Source organism: Colwellia sp. E150_009 (assembly GCF_053543955.1).
Window position 1 is genome coordinate 1 of the sequence record NZ_JBHFOM010000048.1, and the last position, 16,459, is coordinate 16,459.

At 37.3% G+C, this 16,459-nt stretch carries 14 protein-coding genes; 5 read left to right on the forward strand and 9 right to left on the reverse strand.

The annotated features are described in order from the left end of the window. Positions 1 to 136 precede the first annotated feature (136 nt). The 6 genes from ACE1OF_RS16715 to dapF form a co-directional block, all read right to left on the reverse strand. Positions 137 to 2,362, reverse strand: coding sequence for a DUF5916 domain-containing protein (locus tag ACE1OF_RS16715; protein ID WP_448895814.1), 2,226 nt, complete (start codon positions 2,360 to 2,362; stop codon positions 137 to 139). A 104-nt stretch (positions 2,363 to 2,466) separates the two neighbouring features. Continuing rightward, positions 2,467 to 3,726 carry a response regulator gene (locus ACE1OF_RS16720; protein WP_448895815.1) on the reverse strand — a complete coding sequence of 420 codons (1,260 nt, stop codon included), beginning with the start codon at positions 3,724 to 3,726 and terminating at the stop codon, positions 2,467 to 2,469. 79 nt (positions 3,727 to 3,805) lie between these two features. Then, positions 3,806 to 5,992, reverse strand: coding sequence for a DNA helicase II (gene uvrD, locus ACE1OF_RS16725; RefSeq protein WP_448895817.1), 2,187 nt, complete (start codon positions 5,990 to 5,992; stop codon positions 3,806 to 3,808). Between the two features lie 91 nt (positions 5,993 to 6,083). Beyond that, complete coding sequence (locus tag ACE1OF_RS16730) at positions 6,084 to 6,827, reverse strand: HAD-IA family hydrolase (protein ID WP_448895818.1); 744 nt, start codon at positions 6,825 to 6,827, stop codon at positions 6,084 to 6,086. A gap of 25 nt (positions 6,828 to 6,852) precedes the next feature. After that, entirely contained in the window at positions 6,853 to 7,539 is a 687-nt protein-coding gene (locus ACE1OF_RS16735) for a DUF484 family protein (RefSeq protein WP_448895820.1), read from the reverse strand. A 76-nt stretch (positions 7,540 to 7,615) separates the two neighbouring features. Continuing rightward, complete coding sequence (dapF, locus tag ACE1OF_RS16740) at positions 7,616 to 8,446, reverse strand: diaminopimelate epimerase (RefSeq protein WP_448895821.1); 831 nt, start codon at positions 8,444 to 8,446, stop codon at positions 7,616 to 7,618. Between the two features lie 321 nt (positions 8,447 to 8,767). Here dapF and cyaY point away from each other — a divergent pair, with 321 nt between their 5' ends. The 5 genes from cyaY to ACE1OF_RS16765 all read left to right on the forward strand — a co-directional run bounded on the left by cyaY (position 8,768) and on the right by ACE1OF_RS16765 (position 13,496). Then, on the forward strand, positions 8,768 to 9,094 hold the full coding sequence (cyaY, locus tag ACE1OF_RS16745) for an iron donor protein CyaY (protein ID WP_448895822.1): 327 nt from the start codon (positions 8,768 to 8,770) through the stop codon (positions 9,092 to 9,094). Between the two features lie 68 nt (positions 9,095 to 9,162). Next, positions 9,163 to 10,110, forward strand: a complete 948-nt coding sequence (gene hemC, locus ACE1OF_RS16750; RefSeq protein ID WP_448895824.1) for a hydroxymethylbilane synthase — start codon at positions 9,163 to 9,165, stop codon at positions 10,108 to 10,110. Positions 10,111 to 10,129: 19 nt separating this feature from the next. Continuing rightward, the gene (locus tag ACE1OF_RS16755; protein ID WP_448895825.1) at positions 10,130 to 10,927 is read left to right on the forward strand and encodes a uroporphyrinogen-III synthase; all 798 of its coding nucleotides are present in this window, start codon (positions 10,130 to 10,132) and stop codon (positions 10,925 to 10,927) included. A 68-nt stretch (positions 10,928 to 10,995) separates the two neighbouring features. After that, positions 10,996 to 12,279, forward strand: coding sequence for a uroporphyrinogen-III C-methyltransferase (locus ACE1OF_RS16760; protein WP_448895827.1), 1,284 nt, complete (start codon positions 10,996 to 10,998; stop codon positions 12,277 to 12,279). Beyond that, positions 12,276 to 13,496 carry a heme biosynthesis HemY N-terminal domain-containing protein gene (locus tag ACE1OF_RS16765; RefSeq protein WP_448895829.1) on the forward strand — a complete coding sequence of 407 codons (1,221 nt, stop codon included), beginning with the start codon at positions 12,276 to 12,278 and terminating at the stop codon, positions 13,494 to 13,496. Before ACE1OF_RS16760 ends, ACE1OF_RS16765 begins: the two co-directional genes overlap by 4 nt. A gap of 2 nt (positions 13,497 to 13,498) precedes the next feature. On the opposite strand, the gene ACE1OF_RS16770 is transcribed toward ACE1OF_RS16765, so the two are convergent. Genes ACE1OF_RS16770 through ACE1OF_RS16780 form a run of 3 tightly spaced genes read right to left on the reverse strand, consistent with a single transcriptional unit; the run spans position 13,499 to position 16,458 of the window. Further along, a complete protein-coding gene (locus ACE1OF_RS16770) occupies positions 13,499 to 15,031 on the reverse strand; it encodes a flavodoxin domain-containing protein (RefSeq protein WP_448895831.1) in 1,533 nt (510 codons plus the stop codon). A gap of 33 nt (positions 15,032 to 15,064) precedes the next feature. Continuing rightward, positions 15,065 to 15,904, reverse strand: a complete 840-nt coding sequence (locus ACE1OF_RS16775) for a DUF4198 domain-containing protein (RefSeq protein ID WP_448895833.1) — start codon at positions 15,902 to 15,904, stop codon at positions 15,065 to 15,067. A 20-nt stretch (positions 15,905 to 15,924) separates the two neighbouring features. Beyond that, positions 15,925 to 16,458 (reverse strand): DUF2271 domain-containing protein, encoded by a 534-nt coding sequence (locus ACE1OF_RS16780; RefSeq protein WP_448895834.1) that lies wholly within the window; start codon positions 16,456 to 16,458, stop codon positions 15,925 to 15,927. Between the last annotated feature and the right edge of the window lies 1 nt (position 16,459).

Sequence of the window (16,459 nt, forward strand, 5' to 3'; positions counted from 1 at the left end):
CACTAGAAACATTACTTGATGGGAAATCGATTTGGGCCGAAAAGAATTTAGCTCAAATCTAAGCTGACAAGGCACCCTAAAAATCGGGTAACTGTCAGATCAGGTCTGAGCTACTACACTTAAACATTACTATTCATTAAAAGTGCAATCTAATCTTTGCAAATAAACTATGATCATCCTTTGATTTTATCGCTTTTGTATACAGGTTACGCTTACTAAATTCTGCGTATTCATCTTCATAATCACCCGCAAAAGCATAACTTAGGTAAAAAGCTGTTAACTTTGATAAAGCATATTTATAACGTAACTGAAATGCACTTTCAGAAAAAGCAAAATCATCGGCCTTTGTCTGATACTTTACTGAACCATTACTCTGAACAAGATAATTTCCTATACCATTTGCCTTACCAATGAGGGTTTCAAACTTTAATCGTAATTCTTGTGCATCATCAATTTTATAATTTAAGCTAAATTCAACTCCTTGTTCCGTGAAATTGTATTCATTGATAACATTTTCTTCATCCCAGTCTATCCAGCTATCACTATTATATTGTGAGATAAGAATGCCCAAATTAATATGCTTACTCAATTGATAAACAATACTAGCTTCAATATTATAAAACTGCCCGCTCCAACCTTCTTTACCAACTTCTATTTCAAGGTCATATTTTCCCCAAAAGTATTCTGGTGATGCGAATATAAAATCAATTTGTTGACTTGATGAAAGCAAAATTGAATTATTACCTCGGGTTGTTAGATCATCAAACCCAGAGGAGACAAACTTGAACTCAAATTCATATTCGAATTCGGTATTGGTTACAACTTCAATACTTCCTTTAATCTCTGTTGGTAATTTCTCATCTTGAAAATTAGTTTTAAATTCAGAGTCTATAGAAAAAGTTATATCTCGAATTGACTCAATAAACACATTGGGAATTTTATACTGATACTCGTATTGAAACTGTTTTCGGTTAATGCGTTTAACGTAACCTATATCATTCAATTCTAAATTATCACCATAAGAAAATAGTGTAAATTCATGGGAATGCTGCTCAGTTATATCTGAACTACCTGTCATCCACCAACCAGTATCTCGCAGCCAAACATCATTAACTTGTGACGTGGTTCTGATAATCCCAAAATTCAATGAGGTATCTTCCGACACCACATAATGAATATCAGACGAGGCTACCGTTGACTCTCTGTTGATACTTGGTGTATCAACCCGATTTAACAATACACCTAATTTATTTGCACCTAAGGAGTATTGCCCTCTTAGTACAAAAAAATCTCTGCCTTTGTTTTCTATCGTTGAACTTTCAAATGCTGCTATTAAGCCAACATCAAAATTAGGTTGATTAATCGTATATTTAATGGCTGAATCTAATTCATTATTGTAGCGCTTATCATAATATGAATTTCCTCCAATTCTTGGTGTATGTACTATAGTTAAATCTTCTGGACCTTCCACATCAAAAAGGCTTTGATTATCATTAAAAAATGGGCGTTTTTCAGTAGAAAATGTTTCAATGGCAGAAAAGTTAACCACAAGTTCATCTGATTCAATTTGACCAAAGTCGGGATTTACTGTTGCACTTAATTTTTGTCCGTCACCCGATTGCCAAAAAATTTCTGTACCAATAGAGCTGATATTTTTACCCACTTCAATATCTTTATTCCATGAAACATAAGGAAAAAAGTCCCACTTTGCAGGACTATCTATTATTGCGGTGTACGAAGTAAATTGTTGATAAAAACTATTCATGGACGAGGTAACTGCGGACGATGCATAAGTAGAATTACGGCTTTCGTCAAATCGACTGATATATATTCCAAATTGATTTTTTTCTTTTATGCTAAATGACATTGCGGTCCACGGAATAAATACTTCTGCAGACCAACTTTTATCATCAGCACTAACGGCATATTCCCATGAAGCATTCCAATCTAAATCAAGATCTTTATCAACGTTTAGCATGCCATCAAAATAATTACCTTGATGATTTATTGAAAATACATAAGCATCTTGCGCCTTATTATTCATATCAAGCAGGATTTGAAAATGATCGTTTGAAAATTCGGTATCATTCTCTTGAGTTCTAAGCCTTAAGTGCTTTGGTGTGTTTGCAATTAAAGCAACGTAAACCCCTGTTTTGGCTGTTGTTATTTTATATGAGAAGTTGTTATTTATTTTATTTAATGTTCGTGGGGATACTTCATAATTGGTTGATTCACTGAGAATATCACGCCAGATAGCATCGTTTAGTTGTCCATCAACCTCAACAGCTTGCGAACGAAACGAAAAAAAAATAGCAAAAAACACAATGGGATATTTATTCGCTACCCTATGAAAAAACTTCATTATTTACATCCGCTGATTTGATTTTAATCAGTTTAACGAAAGAATAATAAAGCTTGGGTTACTGTAACATTAATTATTGTTAATACTAAAAATTGGCTCAAATGTTAATCAAAGTCTTCACTTCCTGATATGACAATCTGATTACGCCCATGATCTTTAGCTAAATAAAGTGCATTATCCGCTTCCCCCATTTGCTTTGATAATTTATCGCTACTATCAAAAACGGCACCAATACTCACAGTAATAGAAACTTTGACGTCGCCTGCTAATAATGTTGATACCGAAATATCACGGCGAAAGTCATCTAATTTGATATAAAGTTGGTCTGCATCTATGCCGTGCAACAATACAGCAAATTCTGCGCCTCCTAACCGGGCAGTTAACCCCGCGCCAAAGTGTTTACGCATGTACAAGGCCAAAACTTTCAATATTTGATCACCCGCCTCATACCCATAATTATCATTCACTTTCTTAAAATAATCGACATCAAGTACCGCTAAACAGTATGAAACACCACGTTTTATATACTCTGCAATACGGTGATTAGCATTGTGAATAAAGGCTCTACGATTAGACAAATCAGTTAAGTAATCAGTATTTGCAGCATGTTGAATTTTCGCGATATTGTATAAACTTTCAATATTCTGCGTAATACGACAATAAAACTCTTCAGGACAGAAAGGTTTACGTAAGAAATCATCAGCCCCATTTTTTATAAAGCGTGCAGAATGAATACCACTGGTTGCACCTGAAATACCAATAATGGCTAATTGCTCTCGGGTATACTTCTTGCGAATTGCATTGGTTAAGGTAATACCGTCCATTTCAGGCATTTCTAAATCGGTAATTACCATTTTAATATCTTTATGCTCTTTTAGTTTTTCTAGGGCAATAACTCCGTTATTAGCTGTATATACGGTAAAATTCCGACGTTTTAATAATGCGCTAATATGAGAACGCGCAGCCGATGAATCATCGACAACTAGAACCGCATTTTTACTGTTTGTTTGCTGCCAATGTAATACACGTTTTAAATACAAAAAGGCTTGGCTGTTTTCTTTAGGGATATAATCAATAACGGGCTGGTCTAAAATTTTTTGTCTTGTTACATCGTCCATTTTACCCGTGATAACTATACTCGGAATTTTATGAGACAACACGCAAGTAATAGCTTCTCCATCCAAAGCATCGGGTAAGCCATAGTCCACGGTAGCAGCAAAAAAATCAGTATCACGAGAAAGTACTTCTTCAACTTGGGCTAGTGTGCCAACAACAACAACTTCAAAGTGCAACGATTGTGCAATTTGTTTAATAACGGTCGCAATAGGTTTGCTATCTTCCACCACTAATAATCTTTGAGACATTTTTTAAGCCCTTCTTTTTGTTATATAATAGTTAACATTTTAGTCAGTTTTTTATTGTAATTTATTTTATTAGCCTAGCTTATATCGCTTGCAAGTTAGCATATTCAACCACCAACCATTTACTACCAACATCAGCAAAGTTTACCTGAATTCGAGATTGTGCACCGCTACCTTCATAGTTGAGTACAACGCCTTCACCAAACTTAGCATGTTTTACCTGTTGTCCCAACTTAAAACCCGTATTTTCAAACGTTTCTAAAGTAAATGTATTTGAGAACTTGCCAACCGCTTTTGGCTTAGTCACTTGGCTCTGCATACGAATTTCTTCTATACATGCTTCTGGCAATTCACGTAAAAAACGACTCGCTTTATGAAATTTTTCTTGCCCATAAATTCGGCGACTTTCTGCATGGCATAAATACAATTTATTCATCGCTCTAGTCATGCCAACGTAACATAAACGGCGTTCTTCTTCTAAACGTCCTATATCTTCTACCGACTGTTGTGATGGAAACATACCTTCTTCAAGACCTGCAATAAACACCAATGGAAATTCTAGTCCTTTTGCTGAATGCATAGTCATTAGTTGCACTGCTGCTTCAAACTCATCAGCTTGTGATTCACCCGACTCTAGCGCCGCATGAGTTAAAAAAGATGTTAATGGTGTTTGCTCTTCCATAAACTCTTGGTCTGACAAGGGTTCACTCTCAAATGTTTGGCAAGCAGTCACTAACTCATTTAAGTTTTCAATTCGCTGCTCTGCTCTTTCACCTTTTTCAGCTTGGTACATAGCCTTCAAACCCGAATGTTGAACAACAAAATTAGCTTGCTGATCTAAGTCTAAATTTGTTGTGTCATCTTCAAGCTGGTTAATTAGTTCAATAAAATGGCTAACTGTTTTAGCGCTTCGTCCTTTTAACTGCTCGGCTTGTAACATTTGTTGGCAAGCCTGCCATAATGTTACTTCCAAACCTCTTGCTGCATCACGTATTAGCGCAACCGTTTGATTACCAATGCCACGAGTAGGCGTATTAATAATACGTTCAAAAGCAGCATCGTCATCCCTATTATTAATAAGGCGCAAGTAAGCCAAGGCATCTTTAATTTCTTGACGTTCGAAGAAACGTTGTCCACCGTATATCCGATAAGGCAATTGTCTTTGTAATAAGGCTTCCTCCATCAGTCGCGATTGAGCATTAGAACGATATAAAATAGCAACTTCATCAAGTTTACCGCCGTCATCCTGCCACTTTTTAATACAACCAACAATAAAACGTGCTTCATCTATTTCATTGAATGCCGTGTAAACAGAAATTTTTTCACCCGCTTGATCATCTGTCCACAATTCTTTCCCTAACCTATTATTATTATTGCTAATTAATTGGTTGGCTGCATTTAGGATATTAGCAGTTGAGCGATAGTTTTGTTCTAAGCGTATGGTTTGTGTGTCTTTAAATTCATGGGTAAAACGTTCAATATTTTCAATACGAGCACCGCGCCAGCCATAAATAGACTGGTCATCATCACCCACAATCATCACATTAGAACGCGCTCGCCCTAACATTGTTAACCAAGCATATTGTATCGCATTCGTATCCTGAAATTCATCCACCAAAATATGAGCAAATCGTTGTTGATAGTGCGAAAGCAGTTCTGGGTTATTAAGCCAAAGTTCATGGGCGCGTAATAATAACTCTGCAAAATCAACTAAGCCTGCACGGTCACAGGTTTCTTGGTAGGCTTTGTACACTTTAACAAACAAGGCTTCGGTTGGATCAAACTGGTCATCTATATGTTGTGGCCTTAAGCCTTCATCTTTTTTACCATTGATATACCAAACAAATTGTTTAGCTGGCCACTTTTTTTCGTCTAATTCTAATGAACGAACAATGCGCTTAATCAAACGCAACTGATCATCACTATCGAGCACTTGAAAACTTTGCGGTAATTTTGCTTCTTGAAAATGCATACGCAATAAGCGATGTGCTAAGCCATGAAAGGTACCAATCCACATACCATGGGTATTTCCACCTGTGGCTTGTTCAACTCTCGCGCGCATTTCAGCTGCCGCTTTATTAGTAAACGTTACCGCTAAAATGCCATGTGGCGCAACTTGTTCAACTTGCATTAACCAAGCAATACGCTGCACTAATACCCGTGTTTTACCAGAACCAGCTCCCGCTAACACCAGCATATTTTGTTTTGGTGCTGCCACAACTTCACGTTGTTTGTCGTTTAAAGAGTCGAGTAATTCTGAAACATCCATCTAAAGGCCTTTTTACTGTAATAGCGTAATAATAAAATAAAACCAGTATATCACTGGTTTTATATACAGTCAGTTAAATACTTAACTATTGTTAGGTTAGCAATTGATTAAGTTGATTAATCTCATCGAGGGCGATATGTGGTAACACGGTAATAGGTTTACCAACATCATAACAAGATAACCATGCCGCTTGACAGCCTGCCTGCAATGCCCCTTCAATGTCTGCTCGACCACAATCACCCACATGCAGTAATTGTGATGTATTAATGTTGAGCTGTTGACAAGCTAAATCAAACATATCAGGATTCGGCTTTTGTCTTAATAGCGCTCCGTTAGGTTGCCATCCTGCATGAAAAACATGCTGAAAATAAGATGAAATACCCAGTGCAGTTGTATCAACATTGCCGTTACTAATTGCGACAAGAGGGTATTTTTTACTTAAATTTTTTAAAAGCGTTTTGCTTATTTCAGGTACGCTAAAATCACTACGTAGTGCAATAAAATAGTCTAACGCTGCTTGTGCTTCATATTTTGCTACCTGCTCACTCAACCCTAAAGCAAGAAATCCAAGTTGATAAGTTACTAAACGTACTTGCACAACGTCATGCGCTAAATCAGGTTGTGCTATGGTAGCTTGATGACGAAAAGTGTACCAAAATCGATAATTTAGAACTTTTCTTTGTTCTGGTGTTTGCCCTTTAAATACCGCTAAAGTAGCAAAATAAGCAATCATCTTTTTTTCAATTGTCAACATCACAGGTTTATTACTGTATAGGGTGTCATCTAGGTCAAAGCTGATCGCTTTAATCTGAGATAACCGTCGGTATATTTTCATATTTTAAGTTAGGTTAAACGCATGGCTAAATAGCTAAGTGCTGTTTCAACAACTTAGCAACTAAACGCTTAAACTGGCTTAGTAATAAAGTATCCATACGTGGATCAAAATGATGAGCATCATCACTGCTAATGGCTAAAAAACCGAGTTCTTTTTCATCATAGGCAAGTTTTATTAGTACTACTGAGCCCGCACACTCATGAGAAAAAATTAATTGTTGTTCACTGTGTTGCAAACGTCCAAAATAATAATCACTTTTTTCTAAACGATTTGTCATAACCCCCTGACAATCATTTGTAGATAAACACTCATGTTCAATACTAGTAGAATCAAGTAGGTACAGTTTAAAGGCAGATAAAGACAATAACTCCGTCGTTGCTTGCGCTAAACAGTCAAGTAATTCATTAGCTGATTGACAATCAATTAAGCGTAAATACAAATCACTATAAAGCATAAATAAATTTTCATTATGACTCGCTACCGACATTAACTGAGTAATTTCATCTTCTAAATGATGTACTTTTTGTCTCAATTGCTGCTGCTGTCTTTCCACTAAGGAAACGGTACCTCGGTGCAAATCCGTAAGTCTTAACCCTGTCATCAGTTCATTATTTCTATTGAAAAATTCGGGGTTATCTTGTAGGTAAGCACTAACCAACTCGTCAGTTAATGGTAATTCATCAGCATTCATTAACGTTTGTTCGCTTTTCATATTTTTATCTTATTCATCTATTGTTAATTATTTGTTTGTTGAAACTTGATCTTATCGCCCGCAAAAAGAGATAAATTTATATGGATAATTGCCCATCAAACACATGTACCGCAGGCCCTGACATTTTCACAGGATGCCCTGGCCCTTTCCAATAAATTCTTAATTTGCCACCAGGTAATTCAACCGTCACTTGTCGGCTTAATTTATTTTGCACTTGGCCAATAACAACCGCGGCGCAAGCACCACTCCCACAAGCAAGCGTTTCTGCGGCGCCACGTTCATAAACACGCAACTTTATTTGATTAGGCGCTACTACCTCCATAAAACCAACATTGGCATGTTCTGGAAAGCGTTCATGCAAAGAAAGTGCTTTTCCTAATCGCTCTACAGGTGCTGTTAGCACATCATCAACAGTGACAACACAATGTGGATTTCCTAACGACACAGCACCACAAAGAACGGTTTCTGAATCACTACGTAAAATATATGTTCCTTCCGCTTTTTTAGCGATAAAAGGAATTTTACTTGGCTCAAACTGTGGCACGGGCATAGTCACTGAAATATTGCCGTCGCGCTCAATAAATAAAGTCATTTTACCTGACGCTGTTGATACTCTAATTTTATTTTTATTACACAAACCCTTCATACGTACAAAGCGTGCAAAGCAACGTGCGCCATTACCGCATTGACTAACTTCACTACCGTCAGCATTAAAAATTCGATAATGAAAATCTAAATCTGGATCATACGGCGGCTCAACAATTAACAACTGGTCAAAGCCAACGCCAAAGTTTCTATCCGCTAATTTAGCTATTTGCTCATTAGATAAAAAAACGTTCTGCGTGACATTATCTAAAACCAAAAAGTCATTGCCCAACCCATGCATTTTTGAAAAATTAACTAACATTAAGGCTTCTTCTTAGATTCTGTAGTACTTTGTTGAAAATTATTTTGATCGTTTTTTGCGGCTTTTTTGGTTAATACTTCATCTACTGAATTAGGTGTTTCAACTTGGTATAGGTCACCTTTTGAACCGCACCCACTCAAAAGTATGCTTGCTGAAAAGTATAGAATCAAAAAAGAAAAGTGTTTAATAAGCTGCATGATTACAAGTTTTTGCCATGAAAGTCGTTTAAATCAAGCTTTTCAACTTAACTTAATGGGTATTTATTTTGTCAGATTGCTATTATACTCACATGCTGATTCACCAAACAACTAAAGAAAGCCAATGAACGATAGCCAATATAATTTAATAGCCGAAAATTTGTTACTTGCTGTTGAAGAAGCCATTGAAAATTGTGGGGTTGATATAGATTACGAAGGCGTTGGCGGCTTGTTGACGTTAACATTTAAAAACGCTACAAAAATCATCATTAATAAACAAGCCCCTTTACATGAAATTTGGGTTGCAACAAAATTTAATGGGCACCACTTTACCTATTGTGATAATACACAAGTTTGGGTTGATAAACGTGGCGGCGATGAATTTTGGCAGTTTTTATCACAAGCGGTAAGCACGCAAGCAGAAACAGAAGTAGCTTTATCTGCTGAATAATACGTACTCATAATACGTCAAAATATTAATATCAGGTAATACTAGTATAACCCTTGGGAACAAGAGAAATGACAACAGTAAGAATAGCAACTCGCAAAAGCGCCCTTGCTCTATGGCAAGCAGAATATGTAAAAGCACAATTAGAACACTTTCATCCAGAAATTCATGTTGAGCTTGTACCAATGACAACCAAGGGCGATGTAATTTTAGATACACCGCTAGCAAAAGTAGGTGGCAAAGGACTTTTTGTCAAAGAACTCGAAGTTGCCATGCTAGAAGGCAAAGCCGACATAGCCGTGCATTCAATGAAAGATGTGCCTGTAGATTTTCCTGAAGGATTAGGCTTAGAAGTTATCTGCCCACGTGAAGATCCTCGTGATGCTTTTGTTTCTAATACATTTTCAGCCTTAAGTGATTTACCAAAAGGCGCTATAGTTGGCACTTCAAGTTTGCGCCGTCAATGTCAGTTAAAAGCTAAACGCCCTGACCTAGACATTCGTGATTTACGTGGTAACGTCAATACGCGTTTGAAAAAACTTGATGAAGGGCAATATGACGCCATTATTTTAGCTGCGGCAGGCTTAATCCGTTTAAAAATGAGTGACCGCATCACGCAATATATTGAGCCTGAGGAAATGCTACCTGCTAACGGTCAAGGCGCAGTTGGAATCGAATGCCGAGTAGATGATGACATTATAAAAACCTTACTTAAGCCCCTTGAATGCAACACAACACGTATTCGTGTATTAACAGAACGTGCAATGAATAAAACACTGGAAGGCGGTTGTCAGGTGCCTATTGCCAGTTACAGTGTTATATCAGACAATGGAAAGGAAGTGCACTTACGCGGTTTAGTTGGCGCAATTGACGGCAGTGAACTTATTGAAAGCGAAATTACTGGCCCCGTTGAACAAGGTGAAGTATTAGGTCATACCTTAGCACAAGAATTGTTAAGCCGTGGTGCAGACAAAATATTGAAAGAGGTTTATGCCACAAACAATACTCCTAACCAGTAATAACTAAAAATAACAGCTAATGAACCGTAAAAACAATACGCTTAACGTCTTAATAACGCGACCAACTATAAAAGCACAGGCACTTGAGAAGTCACTAACAGCATTGGATATTGCTTGTATTAATCAGCCTTTGTTTGATTATCAAGCATTAGCCGACAAAGACACAAGTAAACGCTTATTAACCAATAAGCATATGCTTATTTTTGTTAGTGTTGCTGCCGTTGAATTTGCTAATAAAAGCTTTGCTACTAAATATTGGCAATATCAAACAGTATTTGCCGTAGGCAATGCAACTAAATTAGCATTGGAGCAATTAGGCATTAACCCTGTTTTTTGCCCAACACAAGAAAATAGTGAAGGTTTATTAGCCTTGCCTGAGTTAAATAAATCATTGAACAATACACCCATTACTATTGTTCGTGGCGATAGTGGTAGAGAACATTTGGCAACACAATTACGTGAGCAAGGTGCCAACGTAACCTATTTAGAAAGTTACCAATGTGTATGGCGAACATTTACCAAAGACATAACGCAACAATGGTTTAAACAACAAATAAATTGTATTGTCGTTACCAGTAACGCTATATTAAAAAAAATGATCCATTTAACACTGGGCCAGCAGCATAATAATCATAACCAATCGCTCACGGAGTATTGGAAGAACCAGTGTCTATGGGTTGTCGCAAGTTGTAGAATTGCAGAATCGGCAAAACAGCTTGGTTTAACCAACGTTATAACGAGTGATGGCGCTAATGAAAAAGCAATCATCGCCATCTTAAAGCAGATCAAAGGTAATAAACTGCGCGGTAGTATTTAATAACCTTAAATTAATACTAGATTTATACTAAGCTTATAATGAGCTTATTTTATAGAATGGAATAAATAATGACTGAATCAAAAACGCCATTAACCACAGAAAAAATGAGCGAACCAGCCCCTAAAGTCAGTTCAGCAAACAAAGCTACGTCGAAGGAGTTAGGCGAAAAGAGCGATACTAAATCCGTAGAGACTAAACCCAAAAATACTAAACAAAAACCACCAAACACTTCGTCTAATAAAATATCTAAATTGGCCATAGTAGCAATACTTATTGCCGTTGCGGCTCCTGCTGGGCATTATTACTGGCAACAACTGCAAAGCCAAACACTAGAACAAACGCTGACGCAAAAAATTAAAGAAGAAAATAACGCAGCCTTAAGCCGTTACAAAACTCAAATGCAACAAGCATTAAACAATCAAGAACAAGAGATTGGCAATAAACTACAACAAATCTCAACACAAATACAACAGACAAGTCAAAACAAAATAAAAACGCTAGAAACCACGGTAAAACACCTTGAACAAGCGGTCAAACAGCGCCAACCTAGCGATTGGTTATTACATGAAGCCGAATATTTAATTCGAGTTTCTGCCCGTACTTTGTGGTTAGAACATGATACTCATGCCGCGATTGGTTTATTAAAGGATGCTGATGCCCGCTTAACTGAATTAAACGACCCTGCTTTTTTACCCGTTCGTGAAACAATTCATCAAGACATTAATGCGTTAACTCGCATGCCAACACTGGAAACAGATGATGTAATAGTGTCACTAATGGCAATGAACAAGCAAGTTGCCGAGTTACCATTGGCGATAGTTGATTTAGGAAAAGAAAATACAGAAACAGATATTGCTCTGTCAGATAGTATCAATGATTGGCAAAGTAATTTAGCTAAAACTTGGCAAAAGTTTTTGAACGATTTTATCAGAGTTCGTCAAAGAGTCGGTACTGTTGAAGCATTGATATCCCCCGAACAACAAGCAAATCTAAAACAAAATTTACATTTGAAAATTCAGCTAGCCATATGGGCTGCAACGGAGCGTAAAGGCGAACTTTATCAAAAAACCTTAGCAGATATTCAACAGTGGCTTAATGAATTTTTTGACATGGAAAATAATGCCAACCAACTTTTTTATAACGCATTAACTACATTACAAAATAAACAAGTGGCTTATGATTATCCAAGTGAATTAAGTTCATTGACTGCTATTAGAGCCACCTTAAGAAATCAGCAAGTTCAACCATTGCAGCCGCAGTCGATAACTGAAGATGCTAAGACACCTAAAGAAAAAGCCGCAGAAGCTACTAACCAAACAACTCAAGAACCAACAGGTGAGGGCAATATATGATCCGTTTTATTATCATCATTGCGCTATTTTTCTCAATGTTGGCGCTAAGCCCGTTATTAATTGATGAGAAAGGTTATATTCTCATTGCTATGGGCGAAACAATTATAGAATTAACCGTGCTTTCAGCGGCCATTTTATTCATGTTGTTTGCCATCAGTGCCTTTATTATTTTTAAAATGTTGCGCGGTGGTTTTAAACTCAGTTTTAAAGCTTGGGGCACTGTCGCTTTTGCAAGTAGACGACGTGCTATTGCCAACTTTAATAGAGGTTTAGCGGCATACATGCTAGAAGACTACGAAAAAGCAGAGCAATTATTTGCTAAAAGTGCTGAACCAGCCAAGCGCCAGCAAAGCGCCTATTTACTTGCTGCCGCTGCTTCAGCAAAGCAAAATTTAGATGCAAATACTAATCATTATTTAGATTTATTAGCACAGGAAGGCTATAAAAGTAATAATACAGATTTAGCCAGTGTTATTGTAAAAGTTAAGTTATTAATGAACCAAGCTCGAAATGAAGCTTACGAAAAAGCACGTGCATTAATTGACGAAAACCATAAGCAAATTGGCCATGACGATCGGTTATTAACTTTAGAAATAGATTTGTGTATTATTGAGAAACGCTTTGAAGCAGCAGTAGCTTGGTTGTCTTCAGCCCGAAAAACAAAAAACATAAGTGATAAACAAATACAAGTATGGGAAGATCAAGCTTACTATGGCGTATTTAACGACATGATTACGAAACAAGACAATGCGAGTTTACAAACCTATTGGAAGTCTCTAAGTCGTAAAATAAAACAACGCGAGGCTGTATTATTTGCTTATTGCAAAGTGTTGGCTGAACACAACATTACAGAACCCTTAACTGCGCTAATAACGCCTATGCTAAAAAAGAAACCGAATGTAGAGTTTCTAAAACGTTTACGTACTTTGCCCATTAAGCAAAGTGAGCCACTTATCGCTATTGTACAAAAACACCTCCATAATGATAAACACAGCCCACAATGGCTAAGCTGTTTAGGGCACCTGGCATTAATGAGTGAACAATGGTCAATGGCCGAAAAAGCCTTTGGTAGTTTAGTCAACCTAGAAGCGAATCAGCAAACCAAGCAGTATGACAAGGAAGACTTACAAGCTTTTGCCCAAGCACTAACAGCAGAAGGCCAGCACCAAGCAGCAAATGAAGTATGGGTTAAGGTAAATGCTTGGCAGGCTGCCTAAAATTAGTAAACATCTCGAATATAGCGCTGTTGCAACTGCAACGCCTCAAGCATTGATTGCCCAAGTATATCAGTCAATGCTTGATGAACGCCTTCTCCCATTCCTGATAAACAACCGCAAACATAAATAATAGCGCCGTCATCAATCCACTGTTTAAGTGTGGCTTGTTCTTTAAGTAACACATCTTGCACATATTTAGGGTATTTCTTGTCTTGAGAAAAAGCATAACTAAGTTTAGTTAATTGTGTTTTTTCAAGAGTTGCTAATAACTTATTAATTGGCAGATCTAGGTTGCTATTACGTTCTCCGTAAACCAACCAACTAGCAGCTGCTAACGTAGATTTAGATAACGTTCGTGCAGCTATTTGTGATTTAAGCCCCGCCAAGCCACTGCCAGATCCAATAAGTATAATCGGCTTACTTTGATCAATATTATGGTGTGAACTAATATCTCGTATATGTCCCTCAACAATATTACCAACTTGACAATAATAACTTAAAAAGCCTGACGCTAAGCCATAACTTGCTGTTTCTGTCACCATTTCAGCATTATTTACACACTCTTTCTCGAATAAACGAACGATTAGTTGTAGTTTTCCCTCTTGCGAAACAGAAGCAACGGAATAGCTACGCTTATGTAAATAGGGTAATTTATTCAATAATTCATCAAGTGAATATGAACACGGTGTTGGTAATTCTCTCGCTAGAAGCCACGCCTTTAAAGTTTGCGTATGTCCCTGATACGTTAGACAAGTATTACCGTCAAAGTTATTTTCAAGTAACCAACGGTCAACAATATCAGCAGGATGATGTGGTTGTATGTCAATTAAGTCTCCCGCCTGCCAAATTGGGGCTGGACCAATACTTTGGAAACTTAATTGAAATAACTTTTCATTATGACAATGAGGATTCAGCAATTCACGCTTAACTAATTGCCAGTATTGCGTTGATTTTACAGTTGAGATTTCTATTGGAGTCATTTCTGGCTTTAGGTTAATTTTGAGCCAATCAGGAGTGATATTAACAAGCTCTGTTTTTTGTTCATCATAGTTATCAACCGTGATGACATCACCCAGTAATTGTGCCCCTGTTGTTAACATGGTTTTATTTATTTGATGCCCAAACGCGCAAAATTCAGGGTAAGCACTGTCACCTAATGCAATAACTGAATATTTTAAGTGGTTTAACCGCTGGCTTGATAATACTTTTGATAATTTTGTAAACATACTGCCGTTGTCTGGCGCTTCGCCATTTCCATAGGTACTGACAACAAATAGTATTTTTTCGATATGAGAGAGGTGTTCAAGTGTTAATGTATTCAAGGCAATAACACTCGATTTTTCTGATAAATTTAATGCCTTTGCACAACGCTCTCCAATTGCCTGTGCATTGCCTGTTTGGCTAGCATAAGTAATTAATATTGAGGCATTATGTTCAGGTGAGCGATAAAGCTTTGAACGATGTAAGCGCCACATAAAAACACATAGTACTAGCCAAGCAACACTCAATATTGCAACTAAATACAAACTTTGCATAAATTAATTTTCGTTAATATTTTTATAGTAAAATTACAGTGGTAATACCGCAAATGTTGCTCCATAACTACCAGTGCGTATCGTTGCCGGCGCTTGTGCTTTATCATCTTCAAACTCAGCTTCAAGCAAATACATACCTGCTTCAGGCCAAGTAATATTTGCGTAACCATTAGCATCAGTGACTATATTCAGTTCATTCTGCTCATTGCGGTAACGTGTATCGCCTTTCACAATGGCTAATTTAACGCCTGCTACTGGTTTGCCTTGAAATAAAAATTGAAATTTAGCCGCTTCACCAACAAATAAATCATTAGGGTGAGTTACGGGTACCAGTTCTAAACCTACGTTGCTTGGTTCAAATACTTTTTTAGTTGGTTCGCCAGACGTTACAAAAGTTTCTAAACGACGGTAGCTTTGCGATACTTTTAGTGAGTCAGCATTTTTAGGTACTGCTGTTGCAAAATCGGCTTCATTAGCATTAGCTGTTTGGCCTCGTTCTGGCCATCTTTTACGCTTGCCTTCTTTATCTTTCCATGAAGCACGCAAACCACCCGATGCATAACCAATTTTGTACGTTCCTTGTGTTAATAAATTTAAGTCGAATGTTGAGCGATATTTACCTGTATGCGCATTAGCAACATCAACTAGTTTTCCTGTTGGGTCTTGTACGGTTAAACCCTTCATGCGCAGTGGCACATGCTCTGGTACAAATAAAGAGTTTGAAACAGCTGCATCAAATGTAACCCATGGCGCATCACCTGATAAATTAGTGGTGCTTGGCACAATCCACGCACGATGCGCATGCGCACTAAAACTTAAACTCACCGCTATGCCAATAGAGAATATTGCCTTAAATGATGAAAATACTTTCATTATTTGATCCTTTTAAAATGTTATTTTTCGCTTAATTTAATACTAATGTTACCCAACTCTGTCTTACCAGAGACGGTTAAAGGGAAATCAGTCGTGTTGATTGGCCAAATTATTGGAATATTAACCATTTCTTTACCTCCAACTTCTCTTGATGCTTCAATGCGTAATTGGTAAGCACCTGCAGGTAATGCTTTGAGTTCTTTTGCATTCAAGTTTATTGAAATAGTGTGCTTTCCGGGCCCTTTAGTGGCAGAAGTTAAACCATCAAAGGACTCTTCTGCTTTTCTACCAATGCGTCGCCACCACTGACGAATATCTTTAAGCCATTTTTTGCCTTCATCTTCTTTCATCGCCAAGTCATACCATAAGGCAATTTGAGTGGCTTTACGGTTACTATCTTCTAACCACATAGCAACATATGGCCTATGGTATTCAGCAACATTCATGCGTGGCAGTTCAACCTCTACTAGTAAGTTATTACTGGCAGCATGAGAAGTGACGCTTAACCCCAGTATTGATAAAAATACTATGCTAAACAGAATATTACGATTCATT